This is a genomic window from Pseudomonas sp. P97.38 (assembly GCF_001269745.1).
In the GTDB taxonomy this organism is placed as follows: Bacteria; Pseudomonadota; Gammaproteobacteria; order Pseudomonadales; family Pseudomonadaceae; genus Aquipseudomonas; species Aquipseudomonas chlororaphis_E.
The window spans coordinates 129,220-146,350 of the sequence record NZ_LHVJ01000015.1; the positions used below are offsets into that span (position 1 = coordinate 129,220).

At 63.9% G+C, this 17,131-nt stretch carries 19 protein-coding genes; 17 read left to right on the top strand and 2 right to left on the bottom strand.

Going from position 1 to position 17,131, the window contains the following annotated elements:
* Window positions 1–18 precede the first annotated feature (18 nt).
* From AD664_RS10810 to AD664_RS10845, 8 genes are all read left to right on the top strand, one after another.
* Window positions 19–2,298 (top strand): chemotaxis protein CheA, encoded by a 2,280-nt coding sequence (locus tag AD664_RS10810; RefSeq protein WP_053146485.1) that lies wholly within the window; start codon window positions 19–21, stop codon window positions 2,296–2,298.
* Window positions 2,299–2,346: 48 nt separating this feature from the next.
* On the top strand, window positions 2,347–3,480 hold the full coding sequence (locus tag AD664_RS10815) for a chemotaxis response regulator protein-glutamate methylesterase (protein WP_053146488.1): 1,134 nt from the start codon (window positions 2,347–2,349) through the stop codon (window positions 3,478–3,480).
* A complete protein-coding gene (locus AD664_RS10820; RefSeq protein WP_042729125.1) occupies window positions 3,480–4,220 on the top strand; it encodes a flagellar motor protein in 741 nt (246 codons plus the stop codon). The genes AD664_RS10815 and AD664_RS10820 overlap by 1 nt, the downstream gene beginning before the upstream one ends.
* A 15-nt stretch (window positions 4,221–4,235) precedes the next feature.
* A complete protein-coding gene (gene motD, locus AD664_RS10825) occupies window positions 4,236–5,120 on the top strand; it encodes a flagellar motor protein MotD (RefSeq protein WP_042729126.1) in 885 nt (294 codons plus the stop codon).
* A gap of 49 nt (window positions 5,121–5,169) precedes the next feature.
* Window positions 5,170–5,961, top strand: a complete 792-nt coding sequence (locus AD664_RS10830) for a ParA family protein (RefSeq protein WP_042729127.1) — start codon at window positions 5,170–5,172, stop codon at window positions 5,959–5,961.
* 96 nt (window positions 5,962–6,057) lie between these two features.
* On the top strand, window positions 6,058–6,936 hold the full coding sequence (locus tag AD664_RS10835; protein WP_042729128.1) for a CheW domain-containing protein: 879 nt from the start codon (window positions 6,058–6,060) through the stop codon (window positions 6,934–6,936).
* A 73-nt stretch (window positions 6,937–7,009) separates the two neighbouring features.
* Window positions 7,010–7,495 carry a chemotaxis protein CheW gene (locus AD664_RS10840; RefSeq protein ID WP_024778681.1) on the top strand — a complete coding sequence of 162 codons (486 nt, stop codon included), beginning with the start codon at window positions 7,010–7,012 and terminating at the stop codon, window positions 7,493–7,495.
* 1 nt (window position 7,496) lies between these two features.
* On the top strand, window positions 7,497–7,892 hold the full coding sequence (locus tag AD664_RS10845; RefSeq protein WP_042729129.1) for a DUF2802 domain-containing protein: 396 nt from the start codon (window positions 7,497–7,499) through the stop codon (window positions 7,890–7,892).
* A 150-nt stretch (window positions 7,893–8,042) separates the two neighbouring features.
* Here the strand turns inward: AD664_RS10845 and AD664_RS10850 are convergent, their stop codons facing one another.
* Both AD664_RS10850 and AD664_RS10855 read right to left on the bottom strand, forming a co-directional pair.
* Complete coding sequence (locus AD664_RS10850; RefSeq protein WP_053146490.1) at window positions 8,043–8,372, bottom strand: EscU/YscU/HrcU family type III secretion system export apparatus switch protein; 330 nt, start codon at window positions 8,370–8,372, stop codon at window positions 8,043–8,045.
* Window positions 8,369–9,940 (bottom strand): flagellar hook-length control protein FliK, encoded by a 1,572-nt coding sequence (locus AD664_RS10855; protein ID WP_053146492.1) that lies wholly within the window; start codon window positions 9,938–9,940, stop codon window positions 8,369–8,371. The genes AD664_RS10850 and AD664_RS10855 overlap by 4 nt, the downstream gene beginning before the upstream one ends.
* A 196-nt stretch (window positions 9,941–10,136) precedes the next feature.
* Between AD664_RS10855 and ccmA the strand changes: the two genes are divergently transcribed.
* From ccmA to ccmI, 9 genes are all read left to right on the top strand, one after another.
* Window positions 10,137–10,772, top strand: a complete 636-nt coding sequence (ccmA, locus tag AD664_RS10860) for a cytochrome c biogenesis heme-transporting ATPase CcmA (RefSeq protein ID WP_047737618.1) — start codon at window positions 10,137–10,139, stop codon at window positions 10,770–10,772.
* Complete coding sequence (gene ccmB, locus AD664_RS10865) at window positions 10,769–11,437, top strand: heme exporter protein CcmB (protein ID WP_053146495.1); 669 nt, start codon at window positions 10,769–10,771, stop codon at window positions 11,435–11,437. The genes ccmA and ccmB overlap by 4 nt, the downstream gene beginning before the upstream one ends.
* Before the next feature lie 94 nt (window positions 11,438–11,531).
* Window positions 11,532–12,287, top strand: a complete 756-nt coding sequence (locus tag AD664_RS10870; RefSeq protein ID WP_042729134.1) for a heme ABC transporter permease — start codon at window positions 11,532–11,534, stop codon at window positions 12,285–12,287.
* On the top strand, window positions 12,284–12,460 hold the full coding sequence (gene ccmD / locus AD664_RS10875) for a heme exporter protein CcmD (protein WP_003199159.1): 177 nt from the start codon (window positions 12,284–12,286) through the stop codon (window positions 12,458–12,460). Before AD664_RS10870 ends, ccmD begins: the two co-directional genes overlap by 4 nt.
* On the top strand, window positions 12,457–12,912 hold the full coding sequence (gene ccmE / locus AD664_RS10880; protein WP_053146496.1) for a cytochrome c maturation protein CcmE: 456 nt from the start codon (window positions 12,457–12,459) through the stop codon (window positions 12,910–12,912). The genes ccmD and ccmE overlap by 4 nt, the downstream gene beginning before the upstream one ends.
* A 3-nt stretch (window positions 12,913–12,915) precedes the next feature.
* The gene (locus AD664_RS10885; RefSeq protein ID WP_053146499.1) at window positions 12,916–14,904 is read left to right on the top strand and encodes a heme lyase CcmF/NrfE family subunit; all 1,989 of its coding nucleotides are present in this window, start codon (window positions 12,916–12,918) and stop codon (window positions 14,902–14,904) included.
* Window positions 14,901–15,437 (top strand): DsbE family thiol:disulfide interchange protein, encoded by a 537-nt coding sequence (locus AD664_RS10890; protein ID WP_053146500.1) that lies wholly within the window; start codon window positions 14,901–14,903, stop codon window positions 15,435–15,437. Before AD664_RS10885 ends, AD664_RS10890 begins: the two co-directional genes overlap by 4 nt.
* A complete protein-coding gene (locus AD664_RS10895; protein ID WP_013973856.1) occupies window positions 15,434–15,907 on the top strand; it encodes a cytochrome c-type biogenesis protein in 474 nt (157 codons plus the stop codon). Before AD664_RS10890 ends, AD664_RS10895 begins: the two co-directional genes overlap by 4 nt.
* Window positions 15,900–17,120, top strand: a complete 1,221-nt coding sequence (ccmI, locus tag AD664_RS10900; protein ID WP_053146502.1) for a c-type cytochrome biogenesis protein CcmI — start codon at window positions 15,900–15,902, stop codon at window positions 17,118–17,120. The genes AD664_RS10895 and ccmI overlap by 8 nt, the downstream gene beginning before the upstream one ends.
* The last annotated feature ends 11 nt before the right edge of the window (window positions 17,121–17,131 follow it).

Below are 17,131 nucleotides of genomic sequence, written 5' to 3' on the forward strand. Positions count from 1 at the left end.
TTTAGGAGCACCCCATTAATGAGCTTCGGCGCCGATGAAGAGATCCTTCAGGATTTCCTGGTTGAGGCTGGCGAGATTCTTGAGCAACTGTCCGAGCAATTGGTCGAGCTGGAAAGCCGGCCGGATGATGCGGATCTGCTCAACGCAATCTTTCGCGGTTTCCACACTGTAAAAGGAGGCGCCGGCTTCCTCCAGCTCAACGAGCTGGTGGAGTGCTGTCACATTGCCGAAAACGTGTTCGACATCCTGCGCAAGGGTGAGCGTCGCGTTGATTCGGAGCTGATGGACGTGGTGCTTGAAGCGCTGGATGCGGTCAACAGCATGTTCAGCGAAGTGCGCGAGCGCTCGCCGATTACCCCTGCCACGCCTGAGCTGCTCGCTGCGCTGTCGCGCCTGGCCGAGCCTCAGTCGGCAGATGAAACCGCTGCCGTGGCCGAGCCGGTCATTGAAGAACCGGCCGTCGAGGAACCTGTCGCCGAGGAATCGGGCGACATCACCGATAACGAATTCGAACAACTGCTGGACTCCCTGAGCGCCGCCAAGGCCCAGGCCGAGGCGCCGGCGGCTCCGGCTGCCGCACCGGCAGGTGATGCCGCTGCCAGCGATGAAATCACCGACGCCGAGTTCGAGTCATTGCTCGACCAGTTGCATGGCAAGGGCCAGTTCGCCGTCGATGCCGTCGCGCCAGCAGCGGCCCCGGCCGCCCCGAAAGCGGCGGGTGACAACTCGGACATCACCGACGACGAATTCGAAGCCTTGCTCGATCAGTTGCATGGCAAGGGTACCTTTGCCGTCGACGCCCTGGATTCGGCCATCGCTTCGGCGCCAAGCCCGGCGCAACCTGCCGCCGCTGCGGCCGGCAGCGACCTGATCAGCGACCACGAATTCGAGTCGCTGCTGGACGAGTTGCACGGCAAAGGCAAATTCAGCGAAGTCGGCACGGCTTCCGCTACGGGGGCTGGCGCTGCGACGGCTGCACCGGTGGCCAAGGCCACGCCGAAACCGGCTGCCAAGGCGCCGGAACCCAAGGCCGAGACACCTGCGCCCGCTGCCAAGCCAGCCGCCGCGGCCGCGCCAGCACCGGCTCGTGCCGCGTCGGCACCGCCAGCGGAAAAGCCCGCCAGCGAAGCCGAGACCACCGTTCGGGTCGACACCGCACGCCTGGACGAGATCATGAACATGGTCGGCGAACTGGTGCTGGTGCGTAACCGCCTGGTGCGCCTGGGCCTCAACAGCCAGGACGAAGCCATGTCCAAGGCCGTGTCGAACCTCGACGTGGTCACGGCCGACCTGCAGACCGCGGTCATGAAGACCCGGATGCAGCCGATCAAGAAAGTCTTCGGGCGCTTCCCGCGCCTGGTGCGCGACCTGGCGCGACAGCTCAAGAAAGAAATCAACCTGGAACTGGTGGGTGAAGAAACCGACCTCGACAAGAACCTTGTCGAGGCCCTGGCCGACCCGCTGGTCCACTTGGTGCGCAACGCGGTCGACCACGGTATCGAGTCGCCGCAGGAGCGAGAAGAAGCGGGCAAGGTCCGCAGTGGCAGGGTGATCCTGGCCGCCGAGCAGGAGGGCGACCACATCCTGTTGTCGATCTCCGACGACGGCAAGGGCATGGACCCGAACGTGTTGCGCTCCATCGCGGTGAAACGCGGCGTGATGGACAAGGATGCCGCCGACCGCCTCAGCGACACCGAGTGCTACAACCTGATCTTTGCCCCGGGCTTCTCCACCAAGACCGAGATCTCCGACGTGTCGGGCCGTGGCGTGGGCATGGACGTGGTGAAAACCAAGATTTCCCAGCTCAACGGTTCGATCAATATCTACTCGACCAAGGGCCAGGGCTCGAAGATCGTCATCAAGGTCCCGTTGACCCTGGCGATCATGCCGACCCTGATGGTGATGCTGGGCAACCAGGCGTTCGCCTTCCCGCTGGTGAACGTCAACGAAATCTTCCACCTCGACCTGTCGCGCACCAACGTGGTGGACGGTCAGGAAGTGGTGATCGTACGGGACAAGGCATTGCCGCTGTTCTACCTCAAGCGCTGGCTGGTCAGTTCGGCGGCGCACGAGGAGCAGGGCGAAGGTCACGTGGTGATCCTTTCGGTGGGCACCCAGCGGATCGGCTTCGTCGTCGATCAGTTGGTGGGCCAGGAAGAAGTGGTCATCAAGCCGTTGGGCAAGATGCTCCAGGGCACCCCGGGCATGTCCGGCGCCACCATCACCGGCGACGGCCGTATCGCACTGATTCTCGATGTGCCCAGCATGCTCAAGCGCTACGCCGCCCGGCGTATTTGATTCTGGAGGAGGGCGGTCCATGGCCGCGCCTCGTCTAACGGAGTGTTTATGGTAGTTAAAGTCCTGGTGGTGGACGATTCGGGTTTTTTTCGCCGCCGCGTCTCGGAAATTCTTTCGGCTGATACGAGTATCCAGGTTGTCGGTACGGCAACCAACGGCAAAGAGGCGATCGATCAGGCCCTGGCACTCAAGCCGGATGTGATCACCATGGACTACGAGATGCCGATGATGGATGGCATCACGGCCGTGCGCCACATCATGCAGCGCTGCCCGACTCCGGTATTGATGTTCTCGTCCCTGACCCACGAAGGCGCCCGGGTGACCCTCGATGCGCTGGACGCCGGGGCCGTGGATTTCCTGCCGAAAAACTTCGAAGACATCTCGCGCAACCCCGACAAGGTCCGGCAGTTGCTGTGCGAGAAGGTCCACAGCATTTCGCGCAGCAACCGCCGCGTCGGTGGCTACAGCGCCCCGGCACCGGCCCCTGTCGCCGCGCCAAGCCCTGCGCCGGCGCCAAGCGCTTCGAGCAGCTTCAACCCGCCACCGCTGCGCAGTGCGCCGGCCCCGGCCCCCACTCGTTCGGCCCCGGCCAGCGCCTCGTCGGCGGCGCCCAAGCGCAAAGCCTACAAGCTGGTCGCGATCGGTACGTCCACGGGCGGTCCGGTGGCGTTGCAACGGGTCCTGACCCAATTGCCGGCCAATTTCCCGGCCCCCATCGTGCTGATCCAGCACATGCCCGCGGCGTTCACCAAGGCTTTCGCGGAGCGTCTGGACAAGCTGTGCAACATCAGCGTCAAGGAAGCCGAGGATGGCGACATCCTGCGTCCAGGTTTGGCGTTGTTGGCGCCGGGTGGCAAACAGATGATGGTCGACGGGCGTGGCGCGGTAAAAATCCTGCCGGGCGACGAGCGCCTGAACTACAAGCCGTGCGTGGACATTACCTTCGGTTCGGCGGCCAAGTCCTACGGTGACAAAGTTCTGGCGGTGGTGCTCACCGGCATGGGCGCCGACGGGCGCGAGGGCGCACGCCTGCTCAAGCAGGGCGGCAGTGCGATCTGGGCCCAGGACGAAGCCAGTTGCGTGATATACGGCATGCCGATGGCCATCGTGAAGGCCGATCTTGCCGACGCGGTGTACAGCCTGGATGACATAGGTCGACACTTGGTCGAGGCATGCCTGTAATGGATGTGCTCAGCCTGATCGGCATCATCATGGCGTTCGTCGCCATCATCGGTGGCAATTACCTGGAAGGCGGGCATCTCGGTGCCCTGGCCAATGGCCCGGCTGCGTTGATCGTGCTCGGTGGCACCATTGGCGCGGCGCTGCTGCAATCGCCCATGAGTGCATTCAAGCGGGCGATCCAGGTGCTGGTCTGGATCCTGTTTCCGCCGCGTGTCGACCTGGCCGGCGGCATCGACCGGGTGGTGAACTGGAGCCTGACCGCGCGCAAGGAAGGCTTGCTGGGCCTGGAAGGGGTGGCCGATGCCGAACCCGACAGTTACTCGCGCAAAGGCCTGCAATTGCTGGTGGACGGTGCCGAGCCGGAAGCCATCCGCAGCATCCTGGAGGTGGATTTCTACACCCAGGAAGCCCGCGACATCGAAGCGGCCAAGGTATTCGAAAGCATGGGCGGCTACGCGCCGACCATCGGCATCATCGGTGCGGTGATGGGCTTGATCCACGTGATGGGCAATCTGGCCGACCCATCGCAACTGGGCAGCGGCATCGCCGTGGCCTTCGTTGCCACGATCTACGGCGTGGCGAGCGCCAACCTGGTGTTGCTGCCGATTGCCGCCAAGCTCAAATCCATCGCATTGCGCCAGTCGCGCTACCGCGAAATGCTGCTGGAAGGGATCCTGTCGATCGCCGAAGGTGAAAACCCACGCTCCATTGAGTTGAAGCTCCAGGGCTTCATGGATTAATGGGAGTAATGGACCATGGCCCGTCGCAGGCACACTGAAGAACACGTCAACCATGAACGCTGGCTGGTTTCCTACGCCGACTTCATCACGCTGCTGTTCGCCTTTTTCGTGGTCATGTATTCGATCTCGTCGGTCAACGAAGGCAAGTACAAAGTCATTTCCGAGGCCCTGATCGGCGTCTTCACCGACTCTGATCGCGCCCTCAAGCCCATCCCCATTGGCGAAGAGCGGCCCAAGACCACGACCCCGGCCCAGCCGCTGGTCAAGGATTCCGAACAGGTCGATGCCGGCATCGCCGGTGGCAGCGACCCATTGAAAAGCATTGCCGACGACATCAGCGCGGCGTTCGGTGACCTGATCAATTCCAATCAGATGACCGTGCGCGGTAACGAGTTGTGGGTCGAGATCGAACTCAATTCCAGTCTGTTGTTCGGCAGCGGCGACGCAATGCCCAGCGACATGGCCTTCAACATCATCGACAAGGTCGCGGCGATCCTGAAGCCGTTCGACAACCCGGTCCATGTCGAAGGCTTTACGGACGACCAGCCGATCCGAACCGCGCAGTACCCGACCAACTGGGAGCTGTCTTCGGCCCGTTCGGCCAGCATTGTCCGCATGCTGGCAATGCAGGGCGTGAACCCCGGGCGCCTGGCGTCGGTGGGCTATGGCGAGTTCCAGCCGGTGGCCAACAACGCCACCGCCGAGGGCCGTGCGCGCAACCGTCGCGTGGTGCTGGTGGTGTCGCGCAACCTCGATGTGCGCCGTAGCCTGACCGGAACAGGGACGGCCAACGCAACACCGGATGCGGCGTTGAAGCGTGCTGGCACACAAACTGCACCGGCTGCGGTCAAGTCGCCGGGACAGCGGAGCGCCGTCAATTCTCCGTCACCCGCTTTATAACCGAGCTATTTCTCGGTCGAGCCTGTTTCGGCCGGGAGGAACGATCCGAATGAGAGTCTGGGCAGTCGCCAATCAAAAAGGTGGTGTGGGCAAAACCACATCTTCCATCGCTCTAGCTGGCTTGCTGGCCGAGGCGGGCAAGCGCGTGGTCATCGTCGACCTGGACCCCCATGGCTCGATGACCAGCTATTTCGGCTACGATCCCGATAGCCTGGAGCACAGCAACTTCGATCTGTTCCTGCACAAGGGCACCGTGCCCGAGGGCTTGCCGGGCCAGTTGCTGTTGTCCACCAGCCACGAGAGCATCTCGCTGTTGCCATCGAGCACCGCGCTGGCCACGCTGGAGCGCCAGTCGCCGGGCCAGAGCGGCTTGGGCCTGGTGATCGCCAAGAGTCTGGCGCAGCTGTGGCAGGATTTCGATTACGCCATCATCGACAGCCCGCCGTTGCTGGGCCTGTTGATGGTCAACGCCTTGGCCGCGAGCCAGCAACTGGTGATCCCGGTGCAAACCGAGCACCTGGCGGTCAAGGGCCTGGAGCGCATGGTCAATACGTTGGCGATGGTCAACCGTTCACGCAAGCAATCGCTGGCGTTCAACATCGTGCCGACCCTGTTCGACCGCCGTACCCAGGCGTCCCTGGGGACGTTGCGCGTTCTGCGGGACAAGTACCCGGATGACATCTGGCAAGGCTACATCCCCGTCGATACGCGCTTGCGGGACGCCAGCCGCGTCGGCGTGACCCCGTCGCAGTTCGATGGCAAGAGCCGCGGTGTGCTGGCTTACCGGGCGCTGCTCAAGCACTTGTTGGCCCAGCAACTCGTTTCGCAGCAGGTGGCTTAACGTGACGAGGTTTCCTACAGGCATTGCGCCGACTCGTGAGCGCTCAAGTCCTACAGCATTCATGCCGATAACCTTTTCAAGTGGCGGACTTTTCCAATGAACCGCCCGATAAAGACGACCTCGCGTCCCCAACTGGCCCTGCAGTCCTACCTGGACGGGCTGTTGCAGGAAGCGACCGAAGAATTACCACCGTCGCCGAGCGTGATCGAGGCGTTGCCCGAGCCCGAGCCTGTCGAAGCCGAAGGTGTGCTGGATGAGTTTCAAGCGGCCGTGCTCGAAGAGCAGGCTCGTGACGCCCGTACGTCGGTGGTTGCCGCAGCGGTCGAGGCACCGTTCGTCAAGCCGTCGCTGAAGGTCATGGACGCACCCGCGCCGATCCTCGCGCCGGTGTCGACGGTTGCACCGCTGTTGCAGGGCCTGGTGACGCCGGTGGTGGAAGTCCACCTGCCGCCGAGCAGCCCGCCACCGCCGGAGCCGACCGACGACCGCCCGAGCTGGGCCGCCGAGCCGTTCGAGTGTCTGTTGTTCGATGTGGCCGGGTTGACCCTGGCGGTGCCGCTGGTGTGCCTGGGGTCGATCTACTCCCTGGCCGGGCAGGAATTGACGCCGTTGTTTGGCCAGCCGCAGTGGTTCCTTGGGATCCTGCCGAGCCAGGCCGGCAACCTGAAGGTGCTCGATACCGCGCGCTGGGTGATGCCGGACCGTTATCGCGACGATTTTCGCCAGGGCCTGCAATACGTGATTTCGGTGCAGGGGTACGAGTGGGGATTGGCGGTTCACCAGGTCAGCCGTTCGCTGCGCCTGGATCCGAACGAGATCAAGTGGCGCAGCCATCGAGGGCAACGGCCATGGCTGGCCGGTACGGTGATCGAGCACATGTGCGCCTTGCTGGACGTTTCCGAGCTGGCGGAGCTGATCGCCAGCGGCGGGGCAAAACACCTGGATGGCAGCCTGCCGGTCCAGAAACCGAAATAACACAACCGGTGGCGCACCGCGTCGCTGGACAGAATACACGCCGCCACAAGGCGGTTTTTCGAGGGGTCAGGGTATGAATGATAAGGCGTCGTCTCTCAAGGGTTCCGAAGATCCGATTTTGCAATGGGTGACCTTCAAGCTCGATAACGAAACCTATGGCATCAACGTGATGCGGGTCCAGGAAGTGCTGCGCTATACCGAGATCGCTCCGGTTCCGGGTGCGCCAAGCTACGTGCTGGGGATCATCAACCTGCGCGGCAACGTGGTCACGGTGATCGACACCCGCCAGCGTTTCGGCCTGAATTCCACCGAGGTCAACGACAACACCCGTATCGTGATCATCGAGGCTGACAAGCAAGTGGTCGGTATCCTGGTCGACAGCGTGGCCGAAGTGGTTTACTTGCGTCAGTCGGAAATCGAAACCGCGCCTAACGTCGGTAACGAAGAGTCGGCCAAGTTCATCCAGGGCGTCTGCAACAAGAACAATGAGTTGCTGATCCTGGTCGAACTGGAAAAAATGATGAGCGAAGAAGAGTGGTCGGAACTGGAGAGTATCTGATTTGATTCTTGAGGTAGCAGTCATTGTCCTGTTCCTGTTTTGGGCAGGCACGCTGGCAATGTTCGTGGCGTACATACGCGACCAGCGACAAGTTGCTGCTCAGCAGGCCCAAGGCGATGCGCTGCGTGACCAGCGCATCAAGGAGCTGGCCAAGCGCGTCGACGACTATCAGAACGGCACCGTGCGCATGGGCGAAGCGCTCCATGAGCTGCGGGCCGTGGTCGCGCCGTTGCCGGACAAACTCGCCCAGCTGGAGCAGCGTGACCCTTCCACCCTCTCGTTCGCCCAAGCCGCCCGCCTGGTAGGCATGGGTGCCAGCATCGACGAACTGACCCAAGCCTGCGGCCTGACCCAGGCCGAAGCGGAGTTGATGAGCAAGTTGCACAAGGGCGGCTGAGCCGTTCGGCGCCCAGCACCATCACCATGGCGAGGCGCTCGTTGCCGCAGCGCAGCGGCCCTCGCTTTTTTGCGGCTGCTGCGCACTGGAGCGTCAGCCCGGCCGAGCGGGAGCAAGCGCCCTCGCCACGGTCGATCAGTACGCGCTCGATCAGTAGTCGTCCCCGCGCTCCGTCACATCTTTCTCGAGGGTCGGCGCATTCGGGTCGTAGCCCTTGGGGAACTTGCCTTTCAGGTTCCAGGCGAACGCGATGATCTCGGCAATCGTGCGGTACAGCTCCTCCGGGATGCTGTCGCCCAGCTCCAGCCTGGCCAGCAGTTTCACCAGTTCGGCATTTTCATAGATCGGTACTTCGCTGTCCCGGGCGATCCGCAGGATTTCTTCAGCCAGGGCTTCGTCGCCCTTGGCGGTGAGGGTCGGGGCGTGGTGGCCGTCGTACTTGAGGGCGATGGCCTGGCGCGGTTCGGTGTGGGTTGTCATGCGGTTTCGTCCACCCAGCGTTGTTCGAGTCGGGTCTTGGGCCCCTGGGGCGGGATGCCGAGGTGGCAGTCCAGGTCGCTGACGTTCAAGCCGCAGTCCAGCAGGCGTTCGCGCAAGGCCGCCAGGTTGCTCTCGATCAGGCTCGCGGTGTACGGCCGCTGCGCCCACAACTGGCTCGACAGGCTGCCGCTGAGCAGTTGGGCCTGGACCTGCAAGGGACCTAGCGGCTCCATGTCGAACGCCAGTTCGACCCGCCAGAGTTGCTGCTTCGGTTCACGTTCTTCCCGGCGCTCGTCGGGCTGTTCCCGAGGCGGGGTTTCTTCGCGCTGAAACTTGACCTGCAAGGGCACGATGTCCTGCAGGTTGCGCATGGGGATCTCCAGTTGCCAGGTGCTCATCAGCCTGCCGTCGGGGGTCAGCCCCGTTTGTTCCAGGCTCGACAACTGATGGCTTTGCAGGCGCGACACGGCAGCGGCGGCCAGGCGCAGCAGGTGCTCGAGGTCGCCTTCGTCATCCTGCTCCTTCAGCAGCCGCGACGGCAGGGGGAAATTGGTCGGTTGCGGCTTGGCGCTGACCTGGCCGAGCATCCCCAGGGCGCTGCGCACAAAGGTGGGCAAGGCCTGGGCCAAGGTGTTGGCAGCGATGATGGCGCCCAGATTGGTGGAGGCGGGCAGCGATGGGGTCAGTTGGGCGATCAGCTTCAACAGGTCGCCTTTCATGTCCGCCGCCGGACCCAGCGGCGGCCCGGCAAGCAGTTTGCTTTCCAGGAACACCCCACTGGCCACCATGGCCTGGGCCAGGCCTTTGGGCGTGCTCAATTGCTGGACATCCGGCAGGCCGGCCAACAGCCGCGTCACGGCTGCGCGCAGCTCGGCACCGGTGTCGTCAGTGGCCGGGAGGTTCTGCAAGGCGCTGATCAGGCTGTCCAGCGAGCCTTGGCGGCTCACTTGGGTGGCCAGTTGCTGGCTTACCGCCAGTTGCTCCTGGTGGTTGCTCAATGGCACGAACTTCAGGGTCTGGGCGTCTTGCACCTGGGCACTCAACAGTGTGCCGATGCGCAGCGGCTGCGGGCTGTCGATGTCGAGGGTGGCACCTGCCTGAGCGGTGTTGAGCAGGCTCACCAACGACCGGTACACCACCGGCTGCCCCGGCAGTTGCGGCAGGGCCTGGCTGGTCAGCACCTTGCCTTGCAGCAGGGTCCCGACCGGCATTTGCGCGGTGTCGATGCGGGTCAGGGTGGCGACGCTGGAGGCGATGGCCTGTTGCACCGTCACGGCCAGGTTGGTGGCCGAGGGCTGGGTCACGGCCAGGCTGGTGCCTTGGGGCAGCGGCTGCATGCTGGTGGCCTGAACCGTGGTCTGGCGGCCGCTTTCCAGGGTGACCTTGAGCAATAGCTGGAATGTCTGGTCGGCCTGCTTGAGCGAAAGGACTTCGGCACTCGCCGTCTGGCCGGCACCGATCAGGCCCTCGACCGGCGTCAGCAGTTTGAGCAGCTCGCCACTGACCACGGGCGTACGCGTCGTCGCCGTGGGCTGAGGCAGCGGCTGAATGTTCATGTCACCTGTCATCAGCAGTCTTACCTTGGGAAAAAGCCCTCTTTCGCGCAGGGCACGGCATGTATAATGCCGCCCGTCTTACAGGGAGTGGCGAAAACCTTGCAATTGTTTGACGCAGCTCTGTGGAACAGGCCGTCAATGCATCTATGCTGCATCTCTTTAACGGCCACTGCACCGCCGACTTGAACCGTATAAGGCCCGCGATCCCTTGACCAGTCCTCTTTTGCAAACCGTTGGCCTCGCTTGTGAGCGAGACTTGCGGCTGCTGTTCGAACATCTCGAATTGAGACTCTCGCCCGGCGATATGGTGCAGGTCAGTGGCCCCAACGGCAGCGGCAAGACCAGCTTGCTGCGCCTGCTGGCCGGGTTGATGCAGCCTACCGCCGGACAGGTGCTGCTCAATGGCCAGCCGTTGCAGAGCCAGCGCAGCGAACTGGCGCGCAACCTGCTCTGGATCGGCCATGCCGCCGGAATCAAGGATCTGCTCACCCCGGAAGAAAACCTCAGTTGGCTCTGCGCCTTGCATCGCCCGGCCGGACGCGAGGCGATCTGGCAGGCGTTGGCCACGGTGGGCTTGCGCGGTTTCGAAGACGTACCGTGCCACACCCTGTCCGCCGGCCAGCAGCGTCGCGTGGCCCTGGCCCGGCTGTATCTGGACAGCCCGCCGCTGTGGATCCTCGACGAACCCTTCACCGCCCTGGACAAGCAGGGCGTGGCGCAGCTCGAGGAGCACCTGGCCGGGCATTGCGAGCGCGGTGGCACGGTGCTGTTGACCACCCACCACACGCTGGCGCGGATGCCATCCGGTTATCGCAGCATTGACCTGGGGACCTGGGCGGTATGAGCGTGTTCGGTTTGTTGTTGGCCCGCGAGGCGCGGCTGTTGTGTCGTCGTCCGGCCGAATTGGCCAATCCGCTGGTGTTCTTCGCGATCGTGATTGCATTGTTCCCGCTGGCCGTCGGCCCGGAGACTCAATTGTTGCAAACCTTGTCGCCAGGACTGGTCTGGGTGGCGGCGCTTTTATCGGTCCTGCTCTCGCTGGACGGGCTTTTCCGCAGTGATTTCGAGGACGGTTCCCTCGAACAGTGGGTCCTTTCGTCGCACCCCCTGGCCCTTCTGGTTTTGGCCAAGGTACTGGCACACTGGGTTTTTTCCGGGTTGGCGCTGGTGCTGCTCTCGCCGCTGCTGGCCATGATGCTTGGCTTGCCCAGCGCGTGCATGCCGGTGCTGCTGGTGTCGCTGCTGCTGGGTACGCCGGTGCTGAGCTTGCTCGGTGCGGTGGGCGCGGCGTTGACGGTGGGTTTGAAGCGCGGCGGCCTGCTGCTGGCATTGTTGATCCTGCCGCTGTATATCCCGGTGTTGATCCTCGGCAGTGGCGCCTTGCAGGCGGCCTTGCAGGGCATGCCGGCGACGGGTTATCTGCTGTGGCTTGGGAGCCTGACCGCCCTGGCGATAACCCTGACACCCTTTGCAATAGCCGCTGGCCTGAAGATCAGCGTCGGCGAATAATAATGAGGCCTGGTCAAAAACTGACCACTTCCCTGGAAGTCAAGGCCGCCCCGGCGGTTCGTGATGGCGAGCCGCAACCGTGATGGAAACAGCAATGAACTGGACCTGGTTTCACAAGCTCGGCTCACCCAAGTGGTTCTATGGCATCAGCGGCAGGCTGCTGCCCTGGCTGAGCATCGCCGCTCTGCTGCTGATCGGTTCCGGCATCGTCTGGGGCCTGGCCTTCGCCCCGCCGGATTACCAGCAGGGCAACAGCTTCCGCATCATCTACATTCATGTGCCCACGGCGATGCTGGCCCAGTCCGTCTACGTGATGCTGGCGGTGTGCGGGGTGGTCGGGCTGGTGTGGAAGATGAAGCTGGCCGACGTGGCCCTGCAATGCGCGGCGCCCATCGGCGCCTGGATGACCGCCGTGGCGCTGGTCACCGGCGCCATCTGGGGCAAGCCGACCTGGGGTTCATGGTGGGTCTGGGATGCCCGACTGACGTCGATGCTGATCCTGCTGTTCCTGTACTTCGGTCTCATTGCGCTGGGCAACGCCATCAGCAATCGTGACAGCGCCGCCAAGGCATGCGCGGTGCTGGCGATTGTCGGGGTGATCAACATCCCGATCATCAAGTACTCGGTGGAGTGGTGGAACACCCTGCACCAGGGCGCGACGTTCACCCTCACCGAAAAACCGGCGATGCCGGTTGAGATGTGGCTGCCGCTGCTGCTGACGGTGCTGGGGTTCTATTGTTTCTTTGGCGCGGTGCTGCTGCTGCGCATGCGCCTCGAAGTGCTCAAGCGCGAAGCCCGCGCCAGTTGGGTGAAGGCCGAAGTACAGAACAGCCTGGAGGCCGCTCGATGAGTTTCGCTTCATTCGGCGATTTCCTCGCCATGGGCCATCATGGCCTGTATGTCTGGTCAGCCTATGGCATCTGCCTGGTGGTACTGGCCCTCAACGTCGCGGTGCCGATCCTGGCCCGCAAGCGGTATCTGCAACAGGAGGCGCGTCGTCTGCGCCGGGAGAACGGTCAGTGAATCCGCTGCGCAAAAAGCGTCTTGTCATCATTCTGGCGATCCTGGTGGGTGTCGGTGCCGCGGTCGGCCTGGCGCTCAGTGCCTTGCAGCAGAACATCAACCTGTTCTACACCCCGACCCAGATCGCCAACGGCGAAGCGCCCCATGACACACGCATCCGCGCCGGTGGCATGGTGGAAAAGGGTTCGCTGGTGCGTTCCGGGGATTCGCTGGACGTGACCTTCAACGTCACCGATTTCAACAAGACCGTCACCATCACCTACCGCGGCATCCTTCCGGACCTGTTCCGCGAGGGGCAGGGCATCGTCGCCCTGGGCAAGCTCAACGCCGATGGCGTGGTGGTGGCCGATGAAGTGCTGGCCAAGCACGACGAAAAATACATGCCGCCGGAAGTGACCAAGGCCCTGAAAGACAGCGGTCAGTCGGCGCCTGCTCCCGTGAAGGAGGGCTGATCGATGAGCACCGGTATCTTTATTCCCGAGTTGGGCCACCTGGCGATGATCCTGGCCCTGTGCTTTGCCCTGGTGCAGGCCGTGGTGCCGTTGCTCGGTGCCTGGCGCGGCGACCGCCTGTGGATGAGCCTGGCCCAGCCGGCGGCGTGGGGCCAGTTCGCCTTCATGGTGTTCGCCTTCGGTTGCCTGACCTACGCCTTCATGACCGACGATTTTTCCGTGGCCTACGTCGCCAGCAACTCCAACAGCGCGTTGCCCTGGTATTACAAGTTCAGTGCGGTGTGGGGTGCCCATGAGGGTTCGCTGCTGCTCTGGGCATTGATCCTGGCCGGCTGGACCTTCGCCGTCTCGGTGTTCTCCCGGCAGTTGCCCCAGGTCATGCTGGCCCGGGTACTGGCGGTGATGGGCATGATCAGCACCGGCTTCCTGCTGTTCCTGATCGTCACCTCCAACCCGTTCGAGCGCATCCTGCCGCAGATGCCCAGCGATGGCCGAGACCTCAATCCGCTGTTGCAAGACATCGGCCTGATCGTGCACCCACCCATGCTGTACATGGGGTACGTCGGCTTTTCCGTGGCCTTCGCCTTCGCCATCGCAGCCTTGCTCGGCGGACGCCTGGATGCCGCCTGGGCTCGCTGGTCGCGGCCCTGGACCATTGTCGCGTGGGCCTTCCTCGGCATCGGCATCACCCTCGGTTCGTGGTGGGCCTACTACGAACTCGGCTGGGGCGGCTGGTGGTTCTGGGACCCGGTGGAAAACGCCTCGTTCATGCCCTGGCTGGTGGGCACGGCACTGATCCATTCCCTGGCCGTCACGGAAAAACGTGGCGTGTTCAAGAGCTGGACCGTGCTGCTGGCCATCGCGGCGTTTTCCCTGAGCCTGCTCGGGACGTTCCTGGTGCGCTCCGGTGTCCTGACTTCGGTGCATGCCTTCGCTTCGGACCCCGAGCGCGGTGTGTTCATCCTGATGTTCCTGTTGTGCGTGGTCGGCGGTTCGCTGACGTTGTTCGCCCTGCGCGCGCCGGTGGTGAAAAGCCAGGTGGGCTTCAACCTCTGGTCGCGGGAAACCCTGTTACTGGGCAACAACCTGGTGCTGGTGGTGGCCGCGTCGATGATCCTGCTGGGGACGCTGTACCCGCTGGTGCTCGATGCGTTGTCCGGGGCCAAGCTGTCGGTCGGGCCGCCGTACTTCAACGCCTTGTTCATCCCATTGATGGCGATCCTGATGGTGGTGATGGCCATCGGCGTGCTGGTGCGCTGGAAAGACACGCCGGTCAAGTGGCTGCTGGGCATGCTGACGCCGGTGCTGCTGGGCACGGCGGCCCTGGCCGTGGTGGCCGGGGTGGCTTATGGCGACTTCAACTGGGCGGTGCTGGCCACTTTCGTGCTGGCGGCCTGGGTGCTGCTGGCCGGTGTCCGAGACATCGTCGACAAGACCCGCCACAAAGGCCTGGTCAAGGGCCTGCCAACCTTGACCCGCAGCTACTGGGGCATGCAGATCGCCCACCTGGGCATCGCCGTCTGCGCCCTGGGCGTGGTGCTGTCCAGCCAGAACAGCGCCGAGCGCGACCTGCGCCTGGCCCCGGGAGAGTCCATGGAACTGGCCGGCTATCAGTTCGTGTTCGAGGGCGCCAAGCATTTCGAAGGCCCGAACTTCACCTCCGACAAAGGCACCGTGCGGGTCATTCGCGACGGCCGGGAAGTGACGGTCCTGCACCCTGAGAAACGCCTGTATACCGTGCAGAACTCGGTGATGACCGAAGCCGGCATCGACGCCGGTTTCACCCGCGACCTGTATGTGGCATTGGGTGAATCCCTGGGCGATGGCGCCTGGGCCGTGCGGGTGCACGTCAAGCCGTTCGTGCGCTGGATCTGGTTCGGTGGCCTGCTCACCGGCCTCGGCGGGGCCCTGGCGGCGCTGGATCGGCGTTATCGGGTCAAGGTGAAAACCCGGGTGCGCGAAGCCCTGGGCGTGACGGGAGCCACTGCATGAGACGTTGGATGATGGTGTTGCCGCTGGCGCTGTTCCTGGTGGTGGCGGTGTTTCTGTACCGGGGGCTCTACCTGAACCCGGCCGAGCTGCCCTCGGCGATGATCGGCAAGCCGTTCCCGGAATTTTCCCTGCCATCGGTGCAGGGTGACAAGACCCTGACCCGCGCCGACCTGCTGGGCAAGCCGGCGCTGGTCAACGTGTGGGGCACCTGGTGCATCTCTTGCCGGGTCGAGCATCCGGTGCTGAACAAACTGGCGCAGAACGGCGTGGTGATCTACGGCGTCAATTACAAGGACGTCAACGCCGATGCGCTGAAATGGCTCGCCGAGTTCCATAACCCTTACCAATTGGATATCCGCGACGAGGAGGGCTCCCTGGGCCTGAACCTGGGGGTCTATGGGGCGCCGGAAACCTTCTTCATCGATGCCAAGGGCATCATCCGCGACAAGTTTGTCGGGGTGATCGACGAACAGGTCTGGCGCGAGAAGCTGGCCGCCAAATACCAGGCGCTGGTTGACGAGGCCAAGCCATGAGGCGCTGGCTGGCAGCCGCCATGCTCGGGTTGAGTCTGGTGGGGGTGGCCCATGCCGCCATCGACACGTACGAATTCGCCAACGAGGGCGAGCGCGAGCGGTTTCGCGAGCTGACCAAGGAACTGCGCTGCCCCAAGTGCCAGAACCAGGACATCGCCGACTCCAACGCACCGATTGCCGCCGACCTGCGCAAGGAAATCTTCCGCATGCTCGGCGAGGGCAAGGACAACCAGCAGATCATCGACTTCATGGTGGACCGCTACGGTGAGTTCGTGCGCTACAACCCCGCCTTGTCCTCCAAGACCGCGCTGCTCTGGTTCGGCCCCGCCGGGCTGTTGCTCGGTGGCTTCGTGGTCATCGCCGTGATCGTTCGCCGCCGTCGGGTGCAGCGTACGGCCGCCCCGGACACGCTTTCCGTCGAAGAGCGCCAGCGCCTCGACCAACTGTTGGATACAACCAAGCATGATTGATTTCTGGCTCGCCGCAGGTCTGCTGCTCCTGATTGCCCTGAGTTTTCTGTTGATTCCTGTGTTGCGTGGTCGCCGTGCCCAGCGCGAAGAGGACCGTACCGCGCTCAACGTGGCGCTGTACCAGGAGCGCGTCGCTCAACTGCAGGCCGAGCGGGAGGAGGGCGTGCTCAACGCCGCGCAGTTGGACACCGGCCGCGCCGAAGCCGCCCGTGAGCTGCTGGCCGACACCGAGGGCGCCGATGCGCCGCGCGAGTCGCGCCTGGGCAAGCCCTTGCCGTTGCTCGCCGCCGTGCTGGTACCGTTGCTGGGCTTGGGGCTGTACCTGCATTTCGGTGCCAGCGACAAGGTCGAACTGACCCGTGAGTTCGCCCAGGCGCCGCAGTCGATGGAAGAAATGACCCAACGCCTGGAGCGGGCGGTGGCGGCGCAACCGGACAACGCCGAGGGCCTGTATTTCCTTGGCCGTACGTACATGGCCCAGGATCGGCCCGCGGATGCAGCGAAGATCTTCCAGCGCACCGTGGCGGTGGCGGGCCGCCAACCCGAACTGCTGGGCCAGTGGGCCCAGGCGCAGTACTTCGCCGACGGCAAGAAATGGTCGGACCAGGTCCAGGCCCTGACCGACGAAGCGCTGAAGCTCGATCCCAAGGAGGTCACCAGCCTCGGCCTGCTGGGCATCGCCGCGTTCGAGGGCGAACGTTACCAGGACGCGATCGATTACTGGAGCCGCCTGTTGGTGGAGCTACCGGAGGGTGACAAGTCCCGCGAGGCGTTGCAGGGCGGTATCGCCCGCGCCACCGAGAAGCTTCAGGCCGCTGGCGGCCAGGTTGCGCCGGCCCAGGCTCAGACCCAGGCACCTGCCGCCAAGGCGGCCGCCGTGCTCAAGGTGCGTGTCGAGCTGGCGCCGGCGCTCAAGGCCAAGGTGCAGCCAGGCGACAGCGTGTTCATCTTCGCCCGCGCCGCGTCCGGCCCGCCGGCCCCGCTGGCGGCCAAGCGCCTGACCGTCGCCGACCTGCCGGTGACCGTAGAGCTGGGGGATGCGGACGCGATGATGCCGCAGCTGAAACTGTCGAACTTCCCTGAAGTCCAACTGGTGGCGCGGATCTCCCGTGCCGGTCAACCCACCGCCGGTGAATGGATCGGCCGCAGCCAACCCCTGGCGAGCAGCACCACCGCGTCGCAGCACCTGACCATCGACAGCCCGGACCAATAACAGGAATTCGC